At 64.6% G+C, this 23,777-nt stretch carries 22 protein-coding genes; 7 read left to right on the plus strand and 15 right to left on the minus strand.

Annotated features, from left to right (window positions below; genetic code table 11):
• Positions 1-27 precede the first annotated feature (27 nt).
• On the minus strand, positions 28-1,245 hold the full coding sequence (locus Q7514_RS13190) for a DegT/DnrJ/EryC1/StrS family aminotransferase (RefSeq protein WP_330133719.1): 1,218 nt from the start codon (positions 1,243-1,245) through the stop codon (positions 28-30).
• A 278-nt stretch (positions 1,246-1,523) separates the two neighbouring features.
• Between Q7514_RS13190 and Q7514_RS13195 the strand changes: the two genes are divergently transcribed.
• Complete coding sequence (locus Q7514_RS13195; protein ID WP_330133720.1) at positions 1,524-2,144, plus strand: TetR/AcrR family transcriptional regulator; 621 nt, start codon at positions 1,524-1,526, stop codon at positions 2,142-2,144.
• Between the two features lie 16 nt (positions 2,145-2,160).
• Here the strand turns inward: Q7514_RS13195 and Q7514_RS13200 are convergent, their stop codons facing one another.
• From Q7514_RS13200 to Q7514_RS13215, 4 genes are all read right to left on the minus strand, one after another.
• A complete protein-coding gene (locus Q7514_RS13200; protein ID WP_330133721.1) occupies positions 2,161-3,309 on the minus strand; it encodes a steroid 3-ketoacyl-CoA thiolase in 1,149 nt (382 codons plus the stop codon).
• A gap of 110 nt (positions 3,310-3,419) precedes the next feature.
• Complete coding sequence (locus Q7514_RS13205) at positions 3,420-4,787, minus strand: MFS transporter (protein ID WP_330133722.1); 1,368 nt, start codon at positions 4,785-4,787, stop codon at positions 3,420-3,422.
• 20 nt (positions 4,788-4,807) lie between these two features.
• Positions 4,808-5,731: an NAD-dependent epimerase/dehydratase family protein gene (locus Q7514_RS13210; protein ID WP_330133723.1), complete on the minus strand. Its 924-nt coding sequence runs from the start codon at positions 5,729-5,731 to the stop codon at positions 4,808-4,810.
• 22 nt (positions 5,732-5,753) lie between these two features.
• A complete protein-coding gene (locus Q7514_RS13215) occupies positions 5,754-6,575 on the minus strand; it encodes an SDR family NAD(P)-dependent oxidoreductase (RefSeq protein ID WP_330133724.1) in 822 nt (273 codons plus the stop codon).
• A gap of 120 nt (positions 6,576-6,695) precedes the next feature.
• Here Q7514_RS13215 and Q7514_RS13220 point away from each other — a divergent pair, with 120 nt between their 5' ends.
• Positions 6,696-7,388, plus strand: coding sequence for an IclR family transcriptional regulator (locus Q7514_RS13220; protein WP_330133725.1), 693 nt, complete (start codon positions 6,696-6,698; stop codon positions 7,386-7,388).
• Positions 7,389-7,520: 132 nt separating this feature from the next.
• Entirely contained in the window at positions 7,521-9,338 is a 1,818-nt protein-coding gene (locus Q7514_RS13225) for a flavin-containing monooxygenase (protein WP_330133726.1), read from the plus strand.
• Between the two features lie 32 nt (positions 9,339-9,370).
• On the opposite strand, the gene Q7514_RS13230 is transcribed toward Q7514_RS13225, so the two are convergent.
• The 6 genes from Q7514_RS13230 to Q7514_RS13255 form a co-directional block, all read right to left on the minus strand.
• Positions 9,371-9,937 carry a TetR/AcrR family transcriptional regulator gene (locus Q7514_RS13230; RefSeq protein WP_330133727.1) on the minus strand — a complete coding sequence of 189 codons (567 nt, stop codon included), beginning with the start codon at positions 9,935-9,937 and terminating at the stop codon, positions 9,371-9,373.
• 13 nt (positions 9,938-9,950) lie between these two features.
• Positions 9,951-11,543 (minus strand): MFS transporter, encoded by a 1,593-nt coding sequence (locus Q7514_RS13235; RefSeq protein ID WP_330133930.1) that lies wholly within the window; start codon positions 11,541-11,543, stop codon positions 9,951-9,953.
• Between the two features lie 234 nt (positions 11,544-11,777).
• The gene (gene fabG / locus Q7514_RS13240; protein WP_330133728.1) at positions 11,778-12,536 is read right to left on the minus strand and encodes a 3-oxoacyl-ACP reductase FabG; all 759 of its coding nucleotides are present in this window, start codon (positions 12,534-12,536) and stop codon (positions 11,778-11,780) included.
• Between the two features lie 25 nt (positions 12,537-12,561).
• Positions 12,562-13,323: an SDR family NAD(P)-dependent oxidoreductase gene (locus Q7514_RS13245; protein ID WP_330133729.1), complete on the minus strand. Its 762-nt coding sequence runs from the start codon at positions 13,321-13,323 to the stop codon at positions 12,562-12,564.
• Between the two features lie 148 nt (positions 13,324-13,471).
• A complete protein-coding gene (locus Q7514_RS13250; RefSeq protein WP_330133730.1) occupies positions 13,472-14,689 on the minus strand; it encodes an acetyl-CoA C-acetyltransferase in 1,218 nt (405 codons plus the stop codon).
• A 31-nt stretch (positions 14,690-14,720) separates the two neighbouring features.
• On the minus strand, positions 14,721-15,866 hold the full coding sequence (locus Q7514_RS13255) for an acyl-CoA dehydrogenase family protein (protein ID WP_330133731.1): 1,146 nt from the start codon (positions 15,864-15,866) through the stop codon (positions 14,721-14,723).
• A gap of 159 nt (positions 15,867-16,025) precedes the next feature.
• Here Q7514_RS13255 and Q7514_RS13260 point away from each other — a divergent pair, with 159 nt between their 5' ends.
• Positions 16,026-16,577 (plus strand): TetR/AcrR family transcriptional regulator, encoded by a 552-nt coding sequence (locus Q7514_RS13260; RefSeq protein ID WP_330133931.1) that lies wholly within the window; start codon positions 16,026-16,028, stop codon positions 16,575-16,577.
• On the opposite strand, the gene Q7514_RS13265 is transcribed toward Q7514_RS13260, so the two are convergent.
• The 3 genes from Q7514_RS13265 to Q7514_RS13275 form a co-directional block, all read right to left on the minus strand.
• The gene (locus Q7514_RS13265; RefSeq protein WP_330133732.1) at positions 16,571-19,474 is read right to left on the minus strand and encodes a UPF0182 family protein; all 2,904 of its coding nucleotides are present in this window, start codon (positions 19,472-19,474) and stop codon (positions 16,571-16,573) included. The two genes, Q7514_RS13260 and Q7514_RS13265, sit on opposite strands and share 7 nt — an antisense overlap.
• An 86-nt stretch (positions 19,475-19,560) precedes the next feature.
• Positions 19,561-19,890 carry an AzlD domain-containing protein gene (locus Q7514_RS13270; RefSeq protein WP_330133733.1) on the minus strand — a complete coding sequence of 110 codons (330 nt, stop codon included), beginning with the start codon at positions 19,888-19,890 and terminating at the stop codon, positions 19,561-19,563.
• Entirely contained in the window at positions 19,883-20,596 is a 714-nt protein-coding gene (locus tag Q7514_RS13275; protein ID WP_330133734.1) for an AzlC family ABC transporter permease, read from the minus strand. Before Q7514_RS13275 ends, Q7514_RS13270 begins: the two co-directional genes overlap by 8 nt.
• Positions 20,597-20,676: 80 nt before the next feature.
• On the opposite strand from Q7514_RS13275, the gene Q7514_RS13280 reads away from it, so the two are divergent.
• Positions 20,677-21,126, plus strand: a complete 450-nt coding sequence (locus tag Q7514_RS13280; RefSeq protein ID WP_330133735.1) for an Lrp/AsnC family transcriptional regulator — start codon at positions 20,677-20,679, stop codon at positions 21,124-21,126.
• Positions 21,127-21,214: 88 nt separating this feature from the next.
• Here Q7514_RS13280 and Q7514_RS13285 read toward each other — a convergent pair whose 3' ends face one another.
• Positions 21,215-22,543, minus strand: coding sequence for a 3-hydroxyacyl-CoA dehydrogenase (locus tag Q7514_RS13285; RefSeq protein ID WP_330133736.1), 1,329 nt, complete (start codon positions 22,541-22,543; stop codon positions 21,215-21,217).
• Positions 22,544-22,813: 270 nt separating this feature from the next.
• Between Q7514_RS13285 and Q7514_RS13290 the strand changes: the two genes are divergently transcribed.
• Together Q7514_RS13290 and Q7514_RS13295 are read left to right on the plus strand one after the other, a co-directional pair.
• A complete protein-coding gene (locus tag Q7514_RS13290; RefSeq protein ID WP_330133737.1) occupies positions 22,814-23,449 on the plus strand; it encodes a DUF3558 domain-containing protein in 636 nt (211 codons plus the stop codon).
• On the plus strand, positions 23,446-23,775 hold the full coding sequence (locus Q7514_RS13295; RefSeq protein WP_330133738.1) for a hypothetical protein: 330 nt from the start codon (positions 23,446-23,448) through the stop codon (positions 23,773-23,775). Before Q7514_RS13290 ends, Q7514_RS13295 begins: the two co-directional genes overlap by 4 nt.
• The last annotated feature ends 2 nt before the right edge of the window (positions 23,776-23,777 follow it).

Genomic DNA, 23,777 nt, shown 5'->3' on the forward strand with positions numbered 1-23,777 from the left:
GCAGACAGAACCGGGCAGACGGTGCGATCAGATGTCGGCCTTCGCATACTTCGAGGCGAACGCATGGATGCTCGCGACCACGTGATCGAGCTCCTCTGTGCTCATACCGTGGCTCATTCCCAGCGACATTCCGCGGACGAACACCTCGTCTGCAGCCGGGAGACCGGTCTCCGGCACTCGATACTCGATGTTGCGCATCATCGGGTGGCGTGTGACGTTGCCGCTCCACACGGTGCGGGTGTCGATGCCGGCCCCCTCGAGGAACTCCTGCAGGTCCGAACGCTCGAACCCTGCACCCTCACGGAGCGTCACGGGGTAGCACAGCCATGCGGTGTGGAAGTCCTCCAGCTGCCTGGGCAGCCGGAACAACTCCGGGTAGGTGCCGAAAGCGGCGGTGAAAGCGTCGAAGATCTCGTGGCGGCGCCGAAAGTTCTCGTCCAGCTTGCTCAGCTGGACCAGACCGAAGGCCGAACCGAGCTCGGACGGCTCGAAGTTCCACGGCAGGACGTCGAAGATGAAGTCGTTGTCGTAGGAGACGCCGTCGAGATCCTCGCGAAACACCCGCCCGCCGGGCTCGGAGCCGAACAGGTGCGGCTCGGAGCGACGACCCCAACGACGCAGCATCAGGCCCTTGTCGCGCAGTTTCTCGTCGTCGAGGCAGACCATGCCACCGTTTCCCGCGCAGGTGATGATGTGCGCCATCGCGAAGCTGGTGACGGTGATGTCCGAGCGTGAGCCGGTCTTGGTGCCCCGCAGAGTGGTGCCGATGCAGTCGCACGAATCCTCGATGACCTTGATACCGTACTTGTCTGCGATGTCGCGGATGGCATCCCAGTCGGGCGCGTTGCCGGCGAGATTCGGGATCAGGATGGCCTCGGTCCTGTCGGTGATCATCTCCTCGATCTTGGTGACGTCGACGTTGTAGGTGTCCGGCTCGACATCCACGAAGACGGGGATCCAGCCACCGCGGACGATCGGCGAGACATCTGTGGAGAAGGTCAGCGGCGAGGTGATGACCTCGGCGCCCTTGGGCAGGTCGAGCAGTTCGAGCGCCAGGTACAACGCGGACGAACCCGAGTTGCACATCAGGCCGACCTTCTTGCCGTACAGGTCGGCCACCCGGCTCTCCATCTCGGCGACGTTCTTGCCGATCTTCAAGGCGAACGGACCGCCACGCAGCACTTCGAGGCAGGCCTCGATCTCGCGCTCGTCGTGAACACTGCGTGCATAGACAACCCTGGTCATGGGATCTCCTCATCAGATTTCGGGAGCGCGCGCACGGGACGACCCGCGTATGTGCCGACTCATCGTTGCGCAGTCGCTTCACAAATAATGAACGTCGTTTGAACGTTCATTCAAGCCGAATATAGGATTCACCAACGCCAACGTCAAGCATTCGACCGGACACCGACAGCGCAAGTGCTGGTGTCGGAATCCACTGATAATCAATGAGTTAGGAGACGCTGCATGAGAGCACCCCGGGCAGACTTGACGCACGTCGGCACCGTCGCTACATTTCTTGAATGAACGTTCAAACGACCGGCGCTGATGGAACGGTCACCTCCCACCGACGGGCCGAGATCCTCGACGCTGCCGCTGCCGCATTCGCTGCACGCGGTATCGCCGGAACATCGATGCGCGAAATCGGCGACGCCGTCGGATTGAACGCGGGTGCGCTCTACCACTACTTCCGGTCCAAGAGCGCCATCGTCACCGAGCTGGTGACGGGATACTTGTCGGACCTCCTCGACGACTACCGGGCCGCGGGAGCCGAAGATCTCGAACCCCGGGCCCGCATGAAGGCAATCGTCGACGTCTCCCTTGCGACCGGCGCTGCCCGCAGCGACGCGACGAAGGTGTATCAATCGGAATTCGGCCAATTGCGCAACCTCGAAGGCTTCGCCGACGCCCGCCTCCTCGCAGACTCCATCCAGAAGATCTGGCTCGATGCGATCGAGGCGGGCAAGGACGCGGGAATCCTTCGGAAGGATATTCCCACCAGGGTGTTCCACCGGTTCCTCCGAGATTCCGTGTGGTTCACCGTCTACTGGCCGAAGCCTGACGACGACTACACTCTCGCAGAACTCTCCGAAGACTGCATGTCCCTGTTCTTCGACGGCATGGCCACACGCGCCGGGCGCTGAACACCCGGCGCAGCACTCAGATTCGTTCGACGATCGCCCCGGTCGCCATCGCGCCACCGGCGCAGACCGCGACGAGGGCACGTTCGGCATCGCGACGCTCGAGCTCGTCGATCACCGCACCGATCAGCCGGACACCGGACGAACCGACGGGGTGACCGAGCGCAACCGCACCGCCGTTGACGTTCAGGCGATCCTCGTCGACACCGTGCACGCGGGCCATCGACATCGGCACTGCCGCAAACGCTTCGTTGACCTCGAAAAGGTCGATGTCGCCGATCGACATACCGGCACGCTCGAGCAGATACTCGGTGGCCTGCACGGGGCCGTCGAGAAGGTAGTGCGTCTCGGCACCGATGAGGCACTGCACGACGATCCGCGCGCGCGGACGCAGCCCGAGCTTCTCCGCGCGCGCCTGATCCATGACGACGAGTGCGGCTGCGCCATCAGAGATCTGGGACGACGTGCCCGCCGTGTGCAGGCCGCCCTCCAACACCGGATTCAAGCGGGCCAGGGCCTCCATCGAGGTGTCCCGCAGGCCTTCGTCACACGCCACGACGGTAGAGTCCTCGCCCTCCACACCGGGAGTCTTCACCGGCACGATCGACGCGTCGAAGCGGCCCGCCGCCCATGCTGCCGCTGCGCGCTCCTGCGACCGCAACCCGAATGCGTCGAGGTCGCCGCGCGTGAAGCCACGGCGCCGGGCAATGCGATCGGCGCCATCGAACTGGGCCGGGATGTCGACACTCCAGCCCGGAGGCTTCGGGCTGCCGACGTCGCCGGTGATGTTGGAAAGCAACGGTACCCGCGACATCGCTTCGACTCCGCAGGCCATCCCCGCATCGATCACGCCGGCCGCGATCTGGGCGGCGATCAGATGCACCGACTGCTGACCGGATCCGCACTGGGCGTCGATGGTCGTCACACCGGTCCGCTCCGGCAGTCCCGCGTGCAGCCACGCATTGCGGCTGACGTTCGACGCCTGCTCGCCCGCTTGGGTGACGCACCCACCGATCACCTGCTCGATGACTGCCGGATCGAGGTTCAGCCGCTCCAGCACACCCTTCTGGACTGCCCCGAGTAGTTCCGCAGCGTGCAGCCCGGACAATGCCCCGCCGCGTCGGCCTATCGGGGACCTCGCGGCATCGACGATCACCGGGTTGCCCATTGCAGTCCTCCTCGCAGTAATCCGACCGAATGTCCTCTTGATATCGCGGAAACTACGATTCGAGGTTCCACAGTCTCACTGGACGGCACCGAATGACGGAAAGGAGCGTGTCATTCCACGCGCACTCCCGCCTCGGGTGCGGACTGCTCGATGCGGCCCGGCGAAGACTCATCGAATCCGGTCGTCAAATCGCGTCCACGTGTCTCGACGATCCGCCAGACCGCGACGCCCGTGATGAGCGCCGCGACCACGATGATGCAGCTCAGCGGCAGGCTCGACCCTCCGGTCGCCGCGAGCAGGCTGCTCGCGATCAGCGGGGTGAATCCCGCTCCGATCAGGCTTGCCATCTGATATCCGAGCGAGACGCCCGTATAACGGGTCTCGGTACCGAACATCTCCGAAAGTAGCGGTGCAAGAGGCGCATACATCAGGTTCTGCACTACCTGCGCAATCAGCAGAGCGACGGTCAGCCACAGTGCCGACACGGTGTCGACGAGCGCATACATGGGTAACGCGAACACCACCGCACCGATTGCACCCGCAAGGGCCACGCCACGACGTCCCACGCGATCCGACAGCGCTGAGAAGAGCGGGATCGTGATCAGCGACAGCATCGCGATGATGACCAACGCACGCATCACGTCGGATTGGTCGTACCCGATTCCCTTGGCGTAGGCGATGATGTGGGATGTCGCGAGCGCGGTCAGCGCGAACGGCCCGATTCCCGCTGCGCACGCGAGGATCAGCGCGCGTGGATGCCGGAGCACTCGCAGAAGCGGTGTCTTCGCTTTCACCTGTGCGTCGTCGTTGTCCACCGCTTCCTGGAACACGGGGCTTTCCACCACACCCAACCGCATGTAGAGACCGACCACGACGAGCAGCGCACTGAGCAGGAAGGGCACTCGCCAGCCCCACGAGTACAGGCTCTCGTCCGGAAGAAGGCTGACCACCATGACGACCACTGTGGCGAGCAGGAACCCGATCGGGGAGCCGAGCTGCATGATGCCTGCCCACCGTCCGCGACGCTCGGGCTCCGCATGCTCGATCACCATGAGCGCTGCGCCGCCCCACTCGCCACCGATCGCGAATCCCTGCACGATGCGGAGCGTCACGAGCAGCACCGGGGCTAGAACTCCGATCGCCTCATAGGTGGGAAGCAGTCCGATGATGAAGCTCGCTGCACCCATCACCACCATCGTCACGATCAGCATGGTCTTGCGGCCGAGACGATCGCCGAAGTGGCCGAAGATCACGCCGCCCAATGGACGTGCGGCGTAACCGGCTGCGAGAGTGCCGAATGCGGCGATCGTGGAGAGCGCGGGGTTCGAGGAGGGAAAGAACAACTCACCGAACACCAACGCAGCCATGGTGCCGTAGAGGAGGAAGTCGTAGTACTCCAGTACGGTGCCGAGCAGACTCGACAGCGCTACCCTGCGCAGCTGACTGCGGTCGACGACAACTTCTTTCGATGAGCTCACTTCGTTCTCCAGCTCGTTGGTCAATTACGCGTGGTGGCCGCGACGACGGCCTCGACAAGGGCTTCCACCGCTCGCGTGCAGTCGTTGCGGTCGTAGCCCAGCAGCCGCGTCTCGTCCGCATCCGGCTCGTACGCGAGAGTGTTGCCGCGCCCTTGGACGATCGCCGCATCCGAGAGCAACAGGTGCGACTCGTCCTTCACCGCGATCTGCCGGCTACCGCCCGCTGCGTCGACCATCATCTGGAAGAACCGCTGATACGTGAGGTTTTCGTCGCCGATGAGATAGGCCTTCCCCGACTCACCGTGGTGCACGGCGCCGCGGATCGCCTGAGCGAGCGAACGCGCCGACAGGTAGTTGGTGCCGCCGGGCGGGGCGAAATCGGGGATCTGGGGTTCGTTGCCCGCGGCCCACGAGACCATTTTCCGGTAGCGGCGGGTGGAGGCGCCCGGCACCACACCGAGGATCGACGGTGGGTTGAGCGTGCAGACGTTGAACGACTCGTCGGCGAGCGCGCGGGCACCTTCGTCGGCCGCCTGGCGGGCCGCGACGTACGGGTTGGTCTCCGCGATGTCCGGGCAGACCTGGTGGTAGTAGCTTCCCACCTGCACGAAACGCCCCACACCGGCGTCCTTGGCGAGCTGAGCGAAACGGGGCACACCGACGCTCTGTGTGGTCTCCCAGAACTTCAGCTCGTCGTCGTCCTCGCGTGGCTTGTGTCGCGGGTCCTGACCGGCTGCAAAGACGATGGCCTCGAAACCCGCCAGTTGTTCGCGGGTGAAGGTCGGCACCGTGTAGTCGCCGGTCAGCAGCGGAAAATCGGCGACGAGCGAGTCGTCGGGAAGCGGACCGCGTCCCGCCACGGTGACGTCGTCGCCGTGTTCACGCAGTTCGAGTGCGGCGTGCGCGCCGATCATGCCGGTACCGCCGATTACCAGAATTTTCATGATGTCTCTTTCGGATCGTGGATCAGGGATTGCGGGGACGGTTCGTCCAGCCACCGGAGTTGCGCGGCACCCACCCGCCGGAGGAATGTGTGCCGCCGTCGACGTGAATGGTGCCACCGGTGACGAACCTGGACAGGTCGGAGGCGAGGAACAGCGCGACACCCGCAACGTCCTCGGGCTGCCCGGGACCGCCGAGCGGCGACCAGTTCGGCCACAGCGGCAGATCCTCGTCGGGGACGAGCGCCGCGTAGGGTACCTGCACCGACTCGATGAGGTCCGGAGCCACAGCGTTGACCCGGATGCCGTCGGGGCCGACCTCCGCAGCCAGCGATCGGGTGAACTGCGTCAAGGCGGCCTTGTACGCGGAGTACACGGTGTGCCCGGGGATCGCCCGGTGGGATTCGACCGTGGTCAGGTTGATGATCGAGCCATGCCCACGGTCGGTCATTCCCGGGAGCAGCGCCTGCGTCAGACGCAGCACGTGAGCGAAATTGACCTCGTGAAGCCCGTCCCACAGCGACGGCGCATTGGTAGCGAACGCGTGGGGCGGCTGCAGGTAGTGGCCGACATTGTTGACCAGCACGTCCGGCCGATGCTCGACGAGTTCGGGAGGACACTCCGCGGAGCACACATCCCACTCGACGGCGCTGATCACCCCGCCCGCGGAGGAATCGAATTCGAGTGAACCGAGCGGTTCGATGTCTGCGACGAGTACGTCGGCGCCGTGAGCAGCGAACGACCTCGCGATCGCAGCTCCGATGCCGGCGGCACCACCGGTCACCACAGCGCGACGACCTGCCAACATCGCGCCGGGACTCATACACAAGGGATTCGGATTCGGCATAGCCGGAGTCAACAGCATCTCGCGTCCAGCACGACAGAACCGATTCCGGTAAGCGGAAGAATCGGCCTCGACTCATGCTTGATGTGTTAACCATGTTCGGGGATGTGGGAAGGAGATCGGATGGAGGGGCCGACCGGAACGCTGCAGCGTGCGGCAGTGATCCTCGACGTGTTCGAGTGCGCAGACCGCCTGAACCTGTCGCAGATCGTCGCTGCCACCGGACTCCCGCGCACCTCGGTGCACCGCGCGTTGGAGCAGTTGGTCGCGCTTCGCTGGGTGTATCGCGAGGGTATGGATTATCAATTGGGTATGCGGATGATCGAACTGGGCGCGGCCGCTGCACAGCAGAATGCACTGCGTCGCGCTGCTCTGCCCAGCCTGCGACGGCTGCATCGGATGACGGGATGCGTCGTCCATCTCGGAGTCCGGGACGGGCCCGAGGCCGTCTACCTCGAGAAGGTCGGCGGTGAGTCGGCCCCGCTCGTGCGGTCCCGCGTCGGCGACCGGCTACCCGTCGCCACATCGACGATCGGCAAGGCACTGCTGGCGATCGGCGATCCGGCCGACGCGGAGTCCCCCGAGATCACCCGTGTCCGCGAGCGGCGGCTGGCCTACGACCCGGAGCGGTGTCTGAAGGGCTTCAGCTGCGCCGCCGTGCCCATCGGGCGGATCGGCGGCACCGAAGCCGCAGCGCTGTCGGTGTTCGGTCCGGCCGACCGCGTAGGGGACAAACGGATGATGTCGTCGGCGCAGACTGCCGCCGCCGAGATCTGGCGGCGGATGGGCAGCGGGGGTCTCCAGCAAGCACGGTGAACAAGCCGCGTTCCGTCGACAGGTCCCCCTTCGCCGAGGCGATGCTCGATTCGTATCGGCAGGTACATATGGGTAAGGTCCCCGATCACCCTAAGTGACGACGACCACACCTCGGACGAAAGGGCCACCACCGTGCCCGAATCAACGACACCGCCCGCCGCGGAGGCTCTCGACTTCGACGTGGACGCCCTGCGCGCGAAATACCGTCGTGAACGGGATCGACGCATCCGGCCGGAGGGCAACGCGCAGTACCAGCGCGCGGCGGGAGAGTTCGGCTATTACATGCACGACCCGTACACCGAACGTGCCGAGCGCGACTCGCTGAACGACCGCGTCGAGATCCTTGTCGTCGGTGGCGGGTTCGGTGGGCTGATGGCCGGTGCCCGTCTGCGCGAAGCGAGTTTCGAGTCCATCCGGATGATGGACGAGGCAGGCGACTTCGGCGGCACCTGGTACTGGAACCGGTATCCGGGCATCCACTGCGACATCGAGTCGTACGTGTACATGCCGCTCCTCGAGGAAATCGGCTACATCCCGAAATGGCGGTACGCGCCCGGTGAGGAGATCAGACAGCACGCGGTCGCCATCGCCGAGCACTACAACCTCTATCGGGATGCCGTCTTCCATACCCGGGCGACGGACTTCACGTGGGACGAAGAGTCAGTCGAGTGGGTGGTGCGCACCGACCGCGGCGATACCATCCGCGCCCGCTATGTCATCGCGTCCTCCGGGACGCTCACCCTGGCGAAACTGCCCGGCATCCCCGGCATCGAGAATTTCCGAGGCCACACCTTCCATACCAGCCGTTGGGATTACGGGTACACCGGCGGTAGTCCCGACGGCGGCCTGACCGGCCTCGCCGACAAGCGCGTCGCCATCGTCGGAACCGGCGCGACAGGGCTCCAGGCGATCCCGCATGTCGCAGAAGGCGCGCAACACCTCTACGTCATGCAGCGGACCCCGTCGACGGTGGACGTCCGTGACAACCGCCCGACCGACCCCGAATGGGCGGCGACCCTGCAACCGGGTTGGCAACGCGAGCGGATGGACAACTTCCTCGCCATCATCTCCGGGGAAGACGCCGCCGAGGATCTCGTCCAGGACGGATGGACGGCCAACGCGCGCCTGCAACGCAAGATGATGAGCGGCGCACTCGACACGACACTCGACCCCGCCGAGCGCGAACGCCGCGACGAACTGGCCGACTTCGTGACGATGAACAAGATGCGTGCCCGCATCAAGAAGGTCGTCGACGATCCGGCGACCGCAGAAACGCTCGAGCCCTGGTACCGGTACATGTGCAAGCGCCCCGGTTTCAGCGACCTCTATCTCCCGACGTTCAACCGCCCGAATGTCACGCTCGTAGACACTGCGGATCACGGCGGGATCACCCGGATGACCGACAATTCGGTCGTGGTGGGCGAGACGGAATACGAGGTCGACTGCGTCATTTTCGCCACCGGATTCGAGGTCGGAATCTCAGGCGTGCTGTCGGGCACCCTGCCGGTGTACGGACGGAACGGGACGACATTGCTCGAGGCCTGGTCGCAGGGTCCGCGCACGTTGCACGGTTTCTACACCCACGGCTTCCCGAACCTGTTCCACCTCGCGTCGATTCAGAACGGGAACTCGGTCAACATCTCTCACGTGCTCCAGGATCAGGCGACCCACATCGCCGCGGTCATCGCGATGGCCGACAAGACCGGTGCGAAGTGGGTGGAGCCGACGGTGGCGGCGGAGCAGGCCTGGTGCGACACCATCACCGAGAACCTGGTCGACAACTCGAAATTCCTGATCGAGTGCACGCCGGGTTACTACAACGGCGAGGGGACGCGCACGACGTCGTCGTCGTACGCGCCCGGTCCCATCGCCTTCCGCCGTGTGATCTCCGAATGGCGCGAGGGCGACATGAGCGATGTCCTCGCCTCCGCACGCGACGACGAGAGATAGGCGTCGACCGAGGTCGTGCTCCGAGACTGCTGTCAGCCGGTCTGCGGCGGCAGCAGTCTCTGCAGCTGTGAATGGACACGATCTAGTGGTGCGGTGTCGCGGTCGGCGAGGCACAGCATCACCGCACCCTCGATGGCGGCGATCGTCGTGGTCGCCACGGCGGACGCGTCCGCTTCGTCGATGCCGTACGCGGTGAGGCGCGGGACGAGGAGATCCTGCCAGTGCGCGAACACCCGATGCGCCTGCTCACGTGCCTCGGGAGCCTCCTGACCACCGTAGGCGGCGGCCGCGATGGGACATCCCGCTTCGAAGTCGGAGCCGGTGAGCAGGTGCTTCCAGAACTCGATGAACGCGCTCAACGATTCCGGCGGGGACTGAGTCGTGACGAGCCGCTCGATCATCGCTCCGATGGTATTCCCGGCTTCCTCGACGGATGCGGTGATCAGCTCGTTCTTCCCGCCGGGGAAGTGCAGATACACCGACCGGCGCGCGACCCCGCTGCGCTCGAGCAGATCTGCCACGGACGTGCCCGCTACGCCGTGGCGCTGCACCAGCTCGACGGCGCTACCGATCAAACGCTCCCGTACGGATTCCGTCATGGACCCGATTGTTTCAGGTTCCGGTAGTGGGCGTCTCGTCCGATGAGGGAGACTGCATCCAGCCGAGCAGAACCGATCCCCTCTCTGGACGTTTCCACGGAAGGAGTGCGGCCACTGCGATCGCGCAGGCGATCGCCAGACCCACTGTCGCGTATGACGCGATCTGGAACCCGTCGAGCGCGGCTGCCTTCATCGTGAAGATGAGGTGGTCCTTGCTGTCGGAGAACATCGTTGGGACGTCGTGCTTGCGGATCTCCAGAACGGTCAGGACGGACTGGCGTGCGAAGTCCTTCTGCTGTGGGTCCATCATGGAATCCGGGATCGTGTCGACGAGGGGGGCCACCCTGTCCGTATATGCCGACGCGACGATCGATCCCAACACTGCAACGCCCAATGCTCCGCCGACTTCACGCGTGGTGTCGTTGACTGCCGAACCCACGCCGGCCTCGTCCAGCTCCACCGATCCCATGATCGATTCGGTGGCCGGCCCCTGCACGATTGCCAAACCCAGGCCCATCAGGATCATCGATATCAGCACGATTCCTACGTACGGAGATTCGACGGTGACCTGACCGGCGATCCCCATTCCCGTTGCGAGGATGACGAATCCACCGATCAGCACCGCCGTCGTACCGACGCGTTGAGCGAGCATGGTTGCGGCCGGTGCCGCGATGAGCACGGCGGCCGCGAACGGCAGCGAGCGGATCCCGAACTCGAGTGGGGAGTATTCCTGGATGCCCTGGAAATACTGGGTGATCAGGAACAGGAATCCGAACATCGAAAAGTAGGCGACGGCGATCGACAGTGCCGGAAGCGAGAACCTCCGGTTGCGGAAGAGCCTCACATCGAGCACCGGGTTGCTGACACGGGTTTCGCGCCACACGAACACTGCGATCATGGCCGCTCCGAATACGAACGCCCCGATGGTCGTCGGGGAGACCCATCCGTGGCGGGGCCCTTCGACGATCGCCCACACGAGGGTGACGATTCCGGCGAACGAGAGGACGAGGCCGAGGACGTCGAGCCTGCCATGCGCATTGGTGCGCGACTCCGGGAGCACAAACCGGGCCGCAACGAGGATTGCGAGGGCGATCGGAACATTCATCCAGAACACCGAGTGCCAGGAGAAGTGCGTGAGCAGCCATCCGCCGGCGGTCGGTCCGATGGCCACTGCGAAACCTGCCATCGCGGTCCACACCGCGATCGCCGCCGCGCGCGCCTTCGGCGTGGTGAATGTGATGGTGACCAGCGCCAGGGTCGCGGGGAACACGGCCGCAGCGAACACACCCATCGCGGCGCGGGCAGCGACGACCATACCGACGCTCGTGGCCAATGCTCCGCCGACCGACATCACTGCGATGCCGGCCAGTCCGATCAGCATCACGCGCCGACGTCCGAACCGATCGCCGAGGTGTCCGCAGGCCAACAGCAGTCCGGCGAAGGTCAGGGTGTAGGCGTCGACGATCCATTGCAGCCCGGAGAAGCCGGCGCCCAAGCTCACGCCCATCGACGGTAACGCCACATTGACGACGGTGTTGTCGAGCAGCACCAGCAGTTCCGCCAGGCAGACGACGACCAGGATCGCCCCGCGACGCAGGCTCGTCATGGCTTGCGGCGGAGCACCTCCCGGCGGGGACGCAACCTCGGACAGTGCGGTGTCGGTCATGGCGGTCACCTCAGTAATCGGCAGGGAAATGTATATGTGTACATGCGTCACACATAGTAGACCGAACGGTATACGTGACGTCAAGTACCGCTCGATGCTTGCGTCGAGGCTTTCCCGCACACGAAACGGCGCCGCGGCCCCTTCCGGGACCGCGGCGCCGCGAGTCGAACCAGCTCAGTCCTTCGGACCACCGGCAACGTAGATGACCTGACCCGACACGAAGCCGGCACCCTCGGATGCGAGGAACGACGCGGTGTGCGCGATGTCCTCGGGCTCACCGACACGGGCGACGGGGATCTGCGACGCGGCAGCGGCCTTGTAGTCCTCGAACGACGCACCGACGCGCTCGGCGGTCGCGGCCGTCATCTCGGTCGCGATGAAGCCCGGGGCGATCGCGTTGGCGGTGACGCCGAACTTGCCGAGTTCGATCGAGAGGGTCTTCGTGAATCCCTGCATGCCGGCCTTGGCAGCCGAGTAGTTGACCTGACCGCGGTTGCCCTGCGCCGACGTGCTCGACAGGTTGACGATACGGCCGAACTTGTTGTCCACCATGTACTTCTGAGTGGCGCGTGCCATGAGGAAAGCGCCGCGCAGATGGACGCTCATGACGGCATCCCAGTCGTCGACCGTCATCTTGAACAGCAGATTGTCGCGCGTGATGCCCGCATTGTTGATCAGCACAGTGGGATCGCCCAATTCCTCGGCGACCTTCTCCACAGCGGCGGCCACGGAGGCTTCGTCGGCGACGTTCGCGCCCACGGCGAGCGCCTTGCCGCCCGCGGCCTCGATGGCGGACACGGTGTCGGCGCAGGCAGCAGCGTCGAGGTCGAGGACGGCGACCTGCATGCCGTCGGCGGCCAGACGCTTGGCGACGGCGGCACCGATACCACGTGCGGCTCCGGTGACGATGGCGGTGCGGACAGTTGAGCTCACTGAAAACCTCCGTGAAGTGGTGCGGTCAGTTGATGGTGAGGCCACCGTCGACCGCGATGGTCTGGCCGGTGACATACCCGGCCGCCTCGGATACCAACCACACTGCGGTGGCGGCGATTTCTTCCGGGTCGCCGGTGCGGCCCAGGACGATGCGCGGCTTCATGCTGTCGAGATAGCCGGGCAGGTATTCGTCGGTCATCTCGGTTTCGAAGAAGCCGGGTGCGAGGGCATTGACGCGAATGCCCTTGCGCGTACCCCACTGCTGAGCGAGGTCTCGGGTGAGCCCGATGATCGCGGCCTTACTCGCTGCGTACGCGGCCTGCGGCAGACGCGCGGTGGTCAGGCCGAGGACCGACGAGATGTTGAGGATCGAGCTACCGGGCTGCATGACGCGACCGGCCGCCTGCGCCGCCCAGTACGATCCGTTCAGGTTGATGTCGATGACCCGCCGGAACTCATCGGGAGTTTCCTTGGTTGCCGGCACCGCAGTTCCGATCCCGGCGTTGTTGATGAGGATGTCGACCTTGCCGAGTTGTTCGACTGCCGCATCGACCATGTGCTGCGCCTGATCGGGATCCGCGATGTCGGTTTCGACGGTGACGGCCCGTCGTCCCGCCGCGCGGACGAGTTCTGCGGTCTGTTCGAGCCGGTCGACGCGACGGGCCGCGAGCACCACGTCGGCTCCCGCTTCTGCGAGAGCCTGCGCGAAGGCGACACCGAGCCCGGACGAGGCGCCCGTGACGATCGCGACGCGGTCGTCGAGGCGGAACCTGTCGAGTACGGACATGCAGCGATCTCCTCATGTGACGGGGGCTACACCCTGTATAGCCCATCTACGGTCTGATTACAAAAGAAAAGACTTCCGAAACGCGTTAGGCCGCATGCCTTTTCAGACATGCGGCCTAACGGTGACTTAGCCCGAACCTATGGTCGGATCAGTTCAGGCGCTCGAGCACCATCGCCATACCCTGGCCACCACCGACACACATGGTCTCGACACCGAACTGCTTGTCGTGGGTCTGAAGGTTGTTCAGAAGCGTATTCGTGATGCGCGCCCCCGTCATGCCGAACGGGTGGCCGAGCGCGATCGCACCGCCGGACACATTGAGCTTCTCCTCGTCGATTCCGAGCTCACGAGCGGAACCGAGCACCTGCACGGCGAACGCCTCGTTGATCTCGAACAGGTCGATGTCGGAAATACCCATGTTCGCGCGACCCAGTGCCTTCTTGACGGCCTCGATCGGGCCCAGGCCCATGATCTCGGGCGACAGACCCGACACACCCGTCGACACGATACGTGCGAGCGGCGTCAGGCCGAGAGCCTTGGCCTTGGTGTCGGACATGATCACCAGAGCGGCAGCACCGTCGTTGAGCGGGCACGCGTTGCCGGCGGTAACGGTGCCGTCGGGACGGAACACCGGCTTGAGCTGGCTGACGGCCTCATAGGTGGTACCGGGACGCGGGCCGTCATCGGTCGACACCACAGTGCCGTCGGCGAGCGTGACCGGGGTGATCTCCCGCTCGAAGAAGCCCGACTCGATGGCTTCCTCGGCGCGGTTGTGCGAGCGGACGCCCCAGCGATCCTGATCCTCACGGGAGATGCCGGTGAAGGAGGCGACATTCTCAGCGGTCTGCCCCATGGCGAGATAGACGTCGGGGATCAGCCCCTCGGCGCGCGGGTCGGTCCACGCGGTGCCACCCTCGGCGAGCTTGGCACTGCGCGCCTGCGCGTCGTCGAAGAGCGGGTTCTTCGTGTCGGGCAGGCCGTCGGCATTGCCGGTGACGAAGCTCGACACGGACTCGACACCCGCCGAGATGAACACGTCGCCCTCGCCCGCCTTGATGGCGTGCAGCGCCATGCGGGTGGTCTGGAGCGACGAGGAACAGTACCGGTTGACGGTCACACCGGGCAGGGAATCGTATCCCAGCTGCACTGCAACAACACGAGCGATGTTGAAGCCCGACTGACCGGCCGGCTGACCACAGCCGAGCATGAGGTCGTCGATCTCCGCGGGGTCGAGCTCGGGGACCTTCGCCAGTGCAGCAGCCACCATCTGCGTCGCCAGATCGTCCGGGCGGACGGTCTTGAGCGAGCCCTTCATGGCGCGCCCGATGGGCGAGCGGACAGCGGACACAATCACAGCTTCGGGCATTACATGCTCCTCGTTGGTTGTCGTAACCGGGCTACAGGCCCAGGTCGCGGCCGATCAGTTCCTTCATGATCTCGTTCGTCCCCGCCCAGATCTTCGTCACGCGGGCGTCCTTCCAGGCGCGGGCCACACGGTATTCGTTCATGAAACCGTAGCCGCCGTGGATCTGCACGCACGCATCCAGTACCTCTGACTGGGATTGTGCGCTCCACCACTTCGCCTTCGCGGCGTCGACCGCGGTCAGCTCACCATCGGCGTGCGCCTCGACCGCCTGGTCGACGTACGCCTCCGCGACCTCGATCTTCGTCACGAGCTCGGCGAGCAGGAACTTGTTGTACTGCATGGTGCCGATGGCCTTGCCGAACGCCTTGCGCTCCTTCGCGTACTCGATGGTCTCGAGCAGGATCTGCTTGGCGTGGTGCACATTGTTGATGGCCGAGCCGAGGCGTTCCTGCGGCAGCAGCTTCATCATCGAGATGAAGCCCATGCCCTCTTCGCCGAGCATGTTGGCGTGCGGGACACGCACGTTCTCGAAGAACAACTCGGCGGTGTCGGCTTCGGGCTGGCCCACCTTGTCGAGCTTGCGGCCGTTCTCGAAGCCCGCCATCCCGCGCTCGACGACGAGCAGCGAGATACCCTTCGCACCCTTGCTCGGATCGGTGCGGGCTGCCACGACCACGAGATCGCAGTTGTAGCCGTTGGTGATGAACGTCTTCGCACCGTTGAGGATCCAGTCGTCGCCGTCGCGCACCGCAGTGGTCTTCAGGTTCGCGAGGTCCGATCCGCCGGACGGTTCGGTCATTCCGATCGCGCAGATCAGCTCACCGGTTGCGCACTTGGGGAGCCAGCGCTCGCGCTGCTCGTCGTTCCCCAGGTGAACGATGTACGGAACGGTGATGTCGGAGTGGATACCGATCGACGACGACAGCGCCATGTTCGCGCGGGCCATCTCCTCGGCGACGACCGCGTTGAAGCGGTAGTCACCGGCCTCGCTGCCACCGAAACGCTCGGGGATCTCGAGCCCGAGGATTCCGGCCTTACCGGCCTCGATCCAGATGTCGCGCGGGATCTCGTGGCGCTCGATGAGCTCCTCGGCACGGGAAAGTACGAGCCGATTCACGAACTCGCGGACGGACTCGCGGAACGCTTCGTGGTCGGGGCCGTACAGGGTGCGTCGCATTCAACTGCTCCTCTTAGATAAGCACGCGCTTAGATTATAAGCGTTCGCTTATTAAACGACGCTGTGGTTTGCTTGTCAACCAGAAAGTGAAAGGAGGCCGGGCCCACCGTGAGCGCACCCGAGAACACCGTGATCAGCAGCTCCAAGGCCGCCGCGCGCATGCGGGAGGCCGCGATCGAAGCGTTCGCGGAGAACGGCTACGGCAGCACCACCACGCGGCAGATCGCCGCGCGCCTCGACATGAGCCCGGCTGCGATGTACCCGCACTACAAGTCGAAGGAGGATCTCCTCTACGCCATCGCGTACGAGGGTCACGCCTTCGCGCTGCAGGTGGTCCGCGAAGCCGACCTGCCCGACGCCGACGCCACGACACGCCTCACGTCGATCATCCGGCGCTTCGCTCAGTGGCAGGCAGAGAATCATCGACGCGCCCGCGTCATCCAGTACGAACTGACCGCACTCGAGCCCGGCCACTACCGCGTCATCACCGGTCTGCGGCGGGACACGACCCGGGTGGTGCGCGACGTCGTCGACCTCGGGATCGCCTCGGGTGAATTCACGGTGCCCGACGCCGAGGGCGTCACCCTCGCCCTCATGTCGCTGTGCGTCGACATCTGCCGCTGGTATCCGGCCGGTCGATACCACGAACCCGACACTCTCAGCTCCCTCTACGCCGACCTCTCATTACGGTTGGTCGGGGCGGTTCACTGACCTCCGGTGACGGCGACATAGGCGTCCACCGCGGACTGCAGCCGATCCAGTGCGGCACCCAATGTGCGGAAGCCTCCGTTCCGCTGCGCTGATCGCAGCTCTTCGAGGGCGGCCTGCAGGTTCTGCGCGGCCGCGGCTACTTCCGGGGTCGCCGCGGCTGCTTCCGGGGTTTCAGCGGGCATGAGCCCCTCCGCCGGCGGCGGCACTTCCTCGGGCACGGTCGCGGCGTCGCCGCCCGGAGGTGTCGCCGCGCTCCCCGCACCGCGACCGAGCACCTGATCGAGCGCTTCCGCCAACGTCGGGGCGTACCCGACGAGGACACCGCCGGTCTGCGGGTCGCGGTAACTCACCAGCACCCGCGCCAACTGCGGGAAGGTCGATCCGTCGGTCGCCGCAGACATCCGCTCGGTGTACAGCGGTTCGACGTAGAGCACCCCGCCGTCGGCGATCGGCAGCGTCAGCAGATTGCCGTAGTGGATGCGGTTCGATCGTTCGAGCAGAGTGCGCTCCGACGCGACACGCGTATCCGAGATCATCGAGTTCTGCGTCTGCTGCGGCCCCTGGGTGAGACTGTCGGTCGGCAGTTCGAGCACCGTGATCTTCCCGTACCCATCCGGGTCGGAGCGCGCAGAAATATAGGCGGACAAGAATTCTCGATGGAATCCGACCATTGCTCCTGCCAGCCGGAACGACGGTTGCGCGGTCTCCTCGTCGCCGACGAGCACGTAGTACGGCGGCTGATTCGGATTCGCGTCGACGGTGGGATCGCTCGGCACCGACCAGAATGCGTTGGTGGTGAAGAACTCCACCGGATCATCGACATGGTAGCGAGCCAGAATATCCCGCTGGACCCGGAACAGATCTTCCGGATAACGGAAGTGGGCGCGCAGGTCGTCGGGCACCTCGCTCTCGGGTCGGACGGTGCCGGGGAACACGCTCATCCACGTCTGCAACACCGGGTCGGCGGAGTCGACCTCGTAGAGAGTGATGGTGCCGTCGTAGGCATCAACGGTGGCCTTCACCGAATTCCGCATGTAATTGATCGCCTGGGGACGCAGTGCGTCCGGCTCGGGAAGCGCACTGCGCTGCGAATACGGATAACCGTCGGCCGTGGTGTATCCGTCGACGATCCATACGATCCGCCCGTCCACCACTGCCGGATACGGATTCGTGTCCGTCTCGAGCCAGGGTGCCACCATGTGCACCCGTTCGGCGGGATCGCGGTGGAACAGGATCTTCGATTCCGAGCCGATCTCGTTGGAGAAGATGATGTTGCGTTCGCCGTAGCGAGCCGAGAACGCGAGCCGGTTGAACCAGTTCCCGATGGAGACACCGCCCTCGCCGTCGTAGGTGTAGGACGAGGTGTCGGTGTCGTACTCGCGAGGTGCCTCACCGGGTTCACCGCCCACGATCACGTACTCCTGCCCGGACTGTCCGAGCACCTCACCGAAGTACACGCGGGGCTGCTCGACCGGGATCAACTGCTCGGTACCGTGCGTCGCAATGTCGCTCACCGTGTAGAGCGGGTATCCGCTGTCGCTGCTCGACGCGCCATCGGTCGCATCCCGCACCGCCGCGTTGACCCGGTTGGCCGGGGCAGCGACGAACCCGTTGCCGTGGGTGTAGACGGTATGTCTGTTGACCCAATGGGTCTGGTTCCCGGTGAGTCGCTCGGGTGAGAGTTCACGCACTCCCACCACGAAGTCCCGCATTTCCCCGTCGATCCGGTAGCGGTCGAGGTCGAGGTTGCGGGGGAACTCGTAGAAGTTCTTCAACTGCTGTTGCTGCGTGAACGTGCGCGACAGCACGTCAGGGTCGAGCAACCGGATATTGGCGATGGTCGTGACGTCGGGGGGGACGTCCTGGGGCGGCGTGGTACCGACCCCCCGGTACGGGACGTATTCGACGGTGTCGTCCCCGACGTGATAGGCCTGCCGCGTTGCCTCGATGCCACGTTCGATGTACGGGGCTTCGCGCACTGCGGCGTTCGGCCGCACTGAGAACTGTTCGACCACCAACGGCCAGACGCCCCCGACCAGGATCGACGACAAGAACAGCAACGCCAGTGCCAGCAGCGGGATCCGCAGGTCCCGAAGTTTGATCACCGCGAAACACGCCACCGCGCACAACAACGCGATGGCGCAGAGGATGAACTTTGCGGGAAGGACCGCATTGATGTCGGTGTATCCCGCGCCGGCGAAGGCAGGCTCACGATGACCCGCCGACACCAGCGCGTAGCGGTCGAGCCAGTAGGCAACGGCTTTGAGCAACACGAAAACTCCGGCCAGCACCGCCACCTGGATCAGTGCAGGCGAGGAGAACACGTTGCGTAACTTGCCGCCGACGGTGATCCCACCGAACAGATAGTTCGTGGTGACATTCGCGATTCCCGCCAGGAACACCGCGACGAACAGCCAGCCCAGCACCCACCGGTAGAACGGCAGATCGAATACGAAGAAGCCGACGTCGAGCCCGAATTCCGGATCCACGGAGCCGAACGCTGCCCCATGTAAGAACAATTGGACGGTTGCCCAATTACTTTGTGCGATAACCCCTGCCAGCATACCGATGATCACAGGGATACCGATACCGAATACTCGGACCCGCTGCAGTACTACCCGGCGATACGGTTCGAGCGGGTCGCCGCGCGACGGCATCCACAGAGGTCTGGTCCGGAACGCCACCGCCATCCCGGCGAAGATCGCACCCCCGACCAGCACGGCGACGACGAGGAACACCACCCACCTGGTGAGGAACACTCGGATCCACACCCCCCGGAATCCGACCTCGCCGAACCACAACCAATCCGTGTACGCACGCACGATCGGTGGCACGAAGGCAAGCAGCACCAACAATGCCACCGCGACAACGATCGTCGCCCGTGTCCGTGTGCGCATGGCCCCTCCCGGCCGGGAGTCGGGCGCCGGGCTCTCGTGCGGCACCCGCGTGCTGCCAGTCTACGGACTACGAGGTCGCTGTATCCCTAGAAGACGTTGACGAGCGCGACGAACGTCAACGTGCCGAGGCCGACGCTGACGAGGGTGCGGCGACCGAATGCGAGATGCGTGATGATCGTGACGGCCGCGGCCACGGCGGCTTCCCACACGTAGGCTCCCGTAGCGGTCAGCGCAGAGTTGTGCAACGTCGACAGCGCGAAGAACCCGAGGATCCCGACCGGCATCCACATCGCCAACGTCGCCACGAACACCGATTCCCGCAGCGGTCCGATCACCGCGAAGGGAACAGCACGCAACGCGAAGGTGATCATGAACATGACCCCGAGAACGGCGACGATATACCAGCTTTCAGGCATGCTCGACCCTCCGCTGCGTAGCGACGTAGCGCACGATGAGCGCCGCCACGAACAGAACGAGTCCGGTGAACATGACGGCGTCGGGTGTCAGCAGGGTCGCGAACGCGAAACTCGCCCCCGCCATGAGCAAAGAGGGCACCTGCTTTCCGGTGCGGCACGCGTCGAGCGTCAAGGTGAGGAACAGCGCGCAGAGCGCGAATTCCAGCCCCACGACAGGCCCTGGCAGCAGACCTGCGACAGCCAATCCGACGAGCCCTCCACTGATCCAGTAACTGTGGAAGGCGAGCTGCATCGACAGCAGTCTCCACGAGGTCCATCCCTCGGGTCGCGCGGAGGTGACAGCGTAGGCCTCGTCGACGAGCGCGAAGGCCGAATAGAAACGGGCGATGGGATTGCGCACTACTCGCAACGGGAACGAGAACGCATAGAACACGTGCCGGAAGTTGACGAGGAAGGTGGTGAGCGCAATCGGCGCGAGCGGCGTGGCGACAGCCATCATCCCGATCAGGAGCAGTTCGAGCGAACCGGAGAATCCCACGATCGACATGGCCGGCGCGACCCACCAGGGAAGCCCCGACTGCACTACGAGAAGTCCGAATGCCACGCCGATCGGAAAGATGCCCAAGCCGGCCGCAAGCGAGAGCCGGATACCCGTGCTGATTTCTTGCCGCCGTGAGAATTCGACCTTTTCACACACCTGCGTCATAGGTTCAAGAATCTCATTTATGACGCGGCATTTGATTGCCGATTCTGCCGTTGGATACCCAGATCGTGCAATTATTGGTTATGGATGATTTGGATCGAGCAATAATTGAGGTTCTTCACCGGGAGGCTCGGATACCGAACGTTGCTCTGGCCGAACGCGTGGGATTGACGCCGGGGCCATGCCTACGGCGAGTGCAGCGACTCGAGGCCGCAGGGATCATCGTCGGCTACCGCGCTGTCCTCGCTCCGGAGGCCGTCGGTCGCAGCTTCGAGGTGCTCGTCGACATCGAGATGACGAACTTCGATCGGAAGAGCATCGATACATTCGAGACCACAATGAGCTCGTTCGACGAAGTGCAGGAGCTGTATCGGTTGTTCGGGTCACCCGACTACTTCGTCCGCATCGCCGTCGCCGACCTCGCGGCCTACGAACACTTCCTGAGCGAGAAGGTACAGACCATTCCCGGAATCCAGAAGGTCTCCTCGAGCTTCCCGATGAAAGTCATCAAACCCACTGTGCGGGGAGTGTGAACTGTCCGGCTGCATCGAGATGCAGTAGAGGCCCGAGATGACTGTAGGTGTACCGAAATTTCGGTACACCTACAGTCATCTTGTACGCCTATGCGGAGAAGGTGCTGTGCCCACCCTCGACTCGCTCGACCAGCAGCGGAGCCGGTGCCCACACCCGACCGTGAACCTTCTCGAATTCACGGATCTTCTGCAGCACCACGTCGAGACCGACTGTCTGGGCATAATGCATCGGGCCACCGCGATGCTTGGGGAATCCGTAACCGTTCGTGTAGACGACGTCGACATCGGACGCCCGCTGAGCGATACCCTCACCCAGCAACGCAGCACCCTCATTGACCAACGCCAAGATGCAGCGATCCACAATCTCCTCATCGGTGATCGTGCGACGCTCGATACCGTCCTCGACCGCGCACCTACGGATGACCTCATCCACGGCCGGGTCCGGAACCGGTGTGCGACTCCCCTGCTCGTACGTGTAATAACCGGACCCGGTCTTCTGCCCGAAGCGCCCTGCCTCGCAGAGAGTATCGGCCACCCGCGAGTAACGGAGATCCTTCGGCCGCGTCGGCGCGAGCCGTTTGCGCGCAGCCCACGAGATGTCGTTGCCGGCCAGATCCGCCATGGCGAACGGCCCCATCGCCAACCCGAACGCCTTCAACGCCGCATCGACCTGCTGCGGGCTCGCGCCCTCCTCGAGCAGGAAATCGGCCTCACGACGATACGGAGTGAGCATCCGGTTGCCGATGAAGCCCTCGCAGACCTTCGCGAGCACCGGAACCTTCCCGATCGTCTGCGCGAGCGTCATGGAAGTGAGGACGACATCGTCGGCGGTGGCGTCGCCACGCACCACCTCGACGAGCTTCATCACGTGCGCCGGGCTGAAGAAGTGCAGCCCGATCACATCCTGCGGGCGGGACGTGCTGCGCGCGATCTCATCGAGGTCCAGGCGGGAGGTGTTCGACGCGAGAATCGCCCCGGGCTTGCACAGTGCGTCGAGCGTGCCGAACACCTCCTTCTTGACATCCATGTCCTCGAAGACGGCTTCGATGACGAGATCCGCGTCGGAGACTGCCGCGAAGTCGAGGTGCGGTTCGATCAGCGCCACACGCTCCTGCGCCTGCTCAGCGGTGATCTTGCCCTTGGAGGCCGACGACTCGTAGTTCTTCCGAACCGTGCCGATCCCCCGGTCCAGCGCCTCGGGGCTCTGCTCGATCAACGCGACCGACACGCCTCCATTGGCGAACGCCATGGCAATTCCCGAGCCCATGGTGCCTGCACCGATCACCGCGACTCGGTTGATCGGACGCGGCGTCACCGAATCGGGAATGTCGGCGACCCGCGCAGCTGCTTTCACTGCTGTGGACAGGTATCGCTCGGCTGCGGATTCCGGGCTGTCGGTCGAGGTGGGAGTACTCACGAGCCGCACTTCCTCTATGGGTCGGGGCACACGATGCCGTGAACAGTGGTCACTCAATTGTCTGCTGGATGAACGGACAACCGATTGTGATACAGATCCCAATGCCTCGCACGAAACTTTCCTCGCGTTGTCCGGGTTGCCGTGGGTCGTGTGGCAACGGAAACCCGCGCGACTGGGGGAAAGTTTCGCAGCGTCGGCACTGGCTCGGACGAGTGTCCGGATCTGCGTTAATATCTGCCCGACCGGACGGATCGGGGGGGATCCTTGGCAATGACGTATCCACGTCTTTTCAGTGCGGCAAGAGTGGGGGCGGCCGCAATCACCGCGGGTGTCGCACTCAGCGGCTGCACCACCGCGAGCGACGCGACCGCGGTCGCCGTGGAAGAGACCACGACGACGCCGACGACCCGCGCGCCACGTCTCACGGACGAGTCGGGCCGACCCGATATCACTTTCGACCCCTGCCTCGACATCCCCGACGACGTCCTCGTCGAAGCCGGTTACGACCCCCGCACCGAGGACTCGGCTGACTATCCGATGGAGCACTACACCTTCATCGGGTGCAAATACCGCGCTCCGGTCGCCATCCCCGGGGTGATCCGCTCCTACGGGCTCGGCATCCTCGCGGGAAATGTCACGATCGACGAAGAACTCGCCAAAGAGGGCGACATCGCGAGTGAGTCGTCCGTCAACGGGCGCCGCGCACTACTGGAGTACGACCCGACGCCGGACAACACCTGCGCCATCGCCGTACAGACCGACTTCGGCATCGTCATTTTCGACCGCCTCTACCACGCCGACCATACCCGCACGCTTACGCATGACGAGCGCTGCGGTGGTCTGCACGACACCGTCGCGCTGTTCGAACCGTTCATCGAGAACAACCCCGGAAAGAAGCCACAGTGAGCGAGTTCGTCCGCCTCGAACCACATGTGATCGACGAGATCCTCGCCATCTGCGACACCGTGCTCGCGGAACTCGACAAGGCAGCCGAGATTGCAGGGTTCCTCGGCCGAGCTGAGGGATTCGGCGAGTTCGAGTCCGCCAAACAACTCGCCGCCGGCTTCGCGCGCAAGGGCGCAGGCACGCCCGAATCGGCCAAGGAGCGCGTCGAGCAGTTCATCGTCGCGTTCACCCATCTCCGCGACGCCTTCGCCTCCGGCGGCGAAGCCTTTCTCGACGCAGAGTTCGACTGGGCCCGCCGGCTCGCCAACATCGAACAGGAGTTGTGACG

Origin of the sequence: Rhodococcus artemisiae (genome assembly GCF_036327795.1) — a bacterium.
Lineage (GTDB): Bacteria > Actinomycetota > Actinomycetes > Mycobacteriales > Mycobacteriaceae > Rhodococcus > Rhodococcus artemisiae.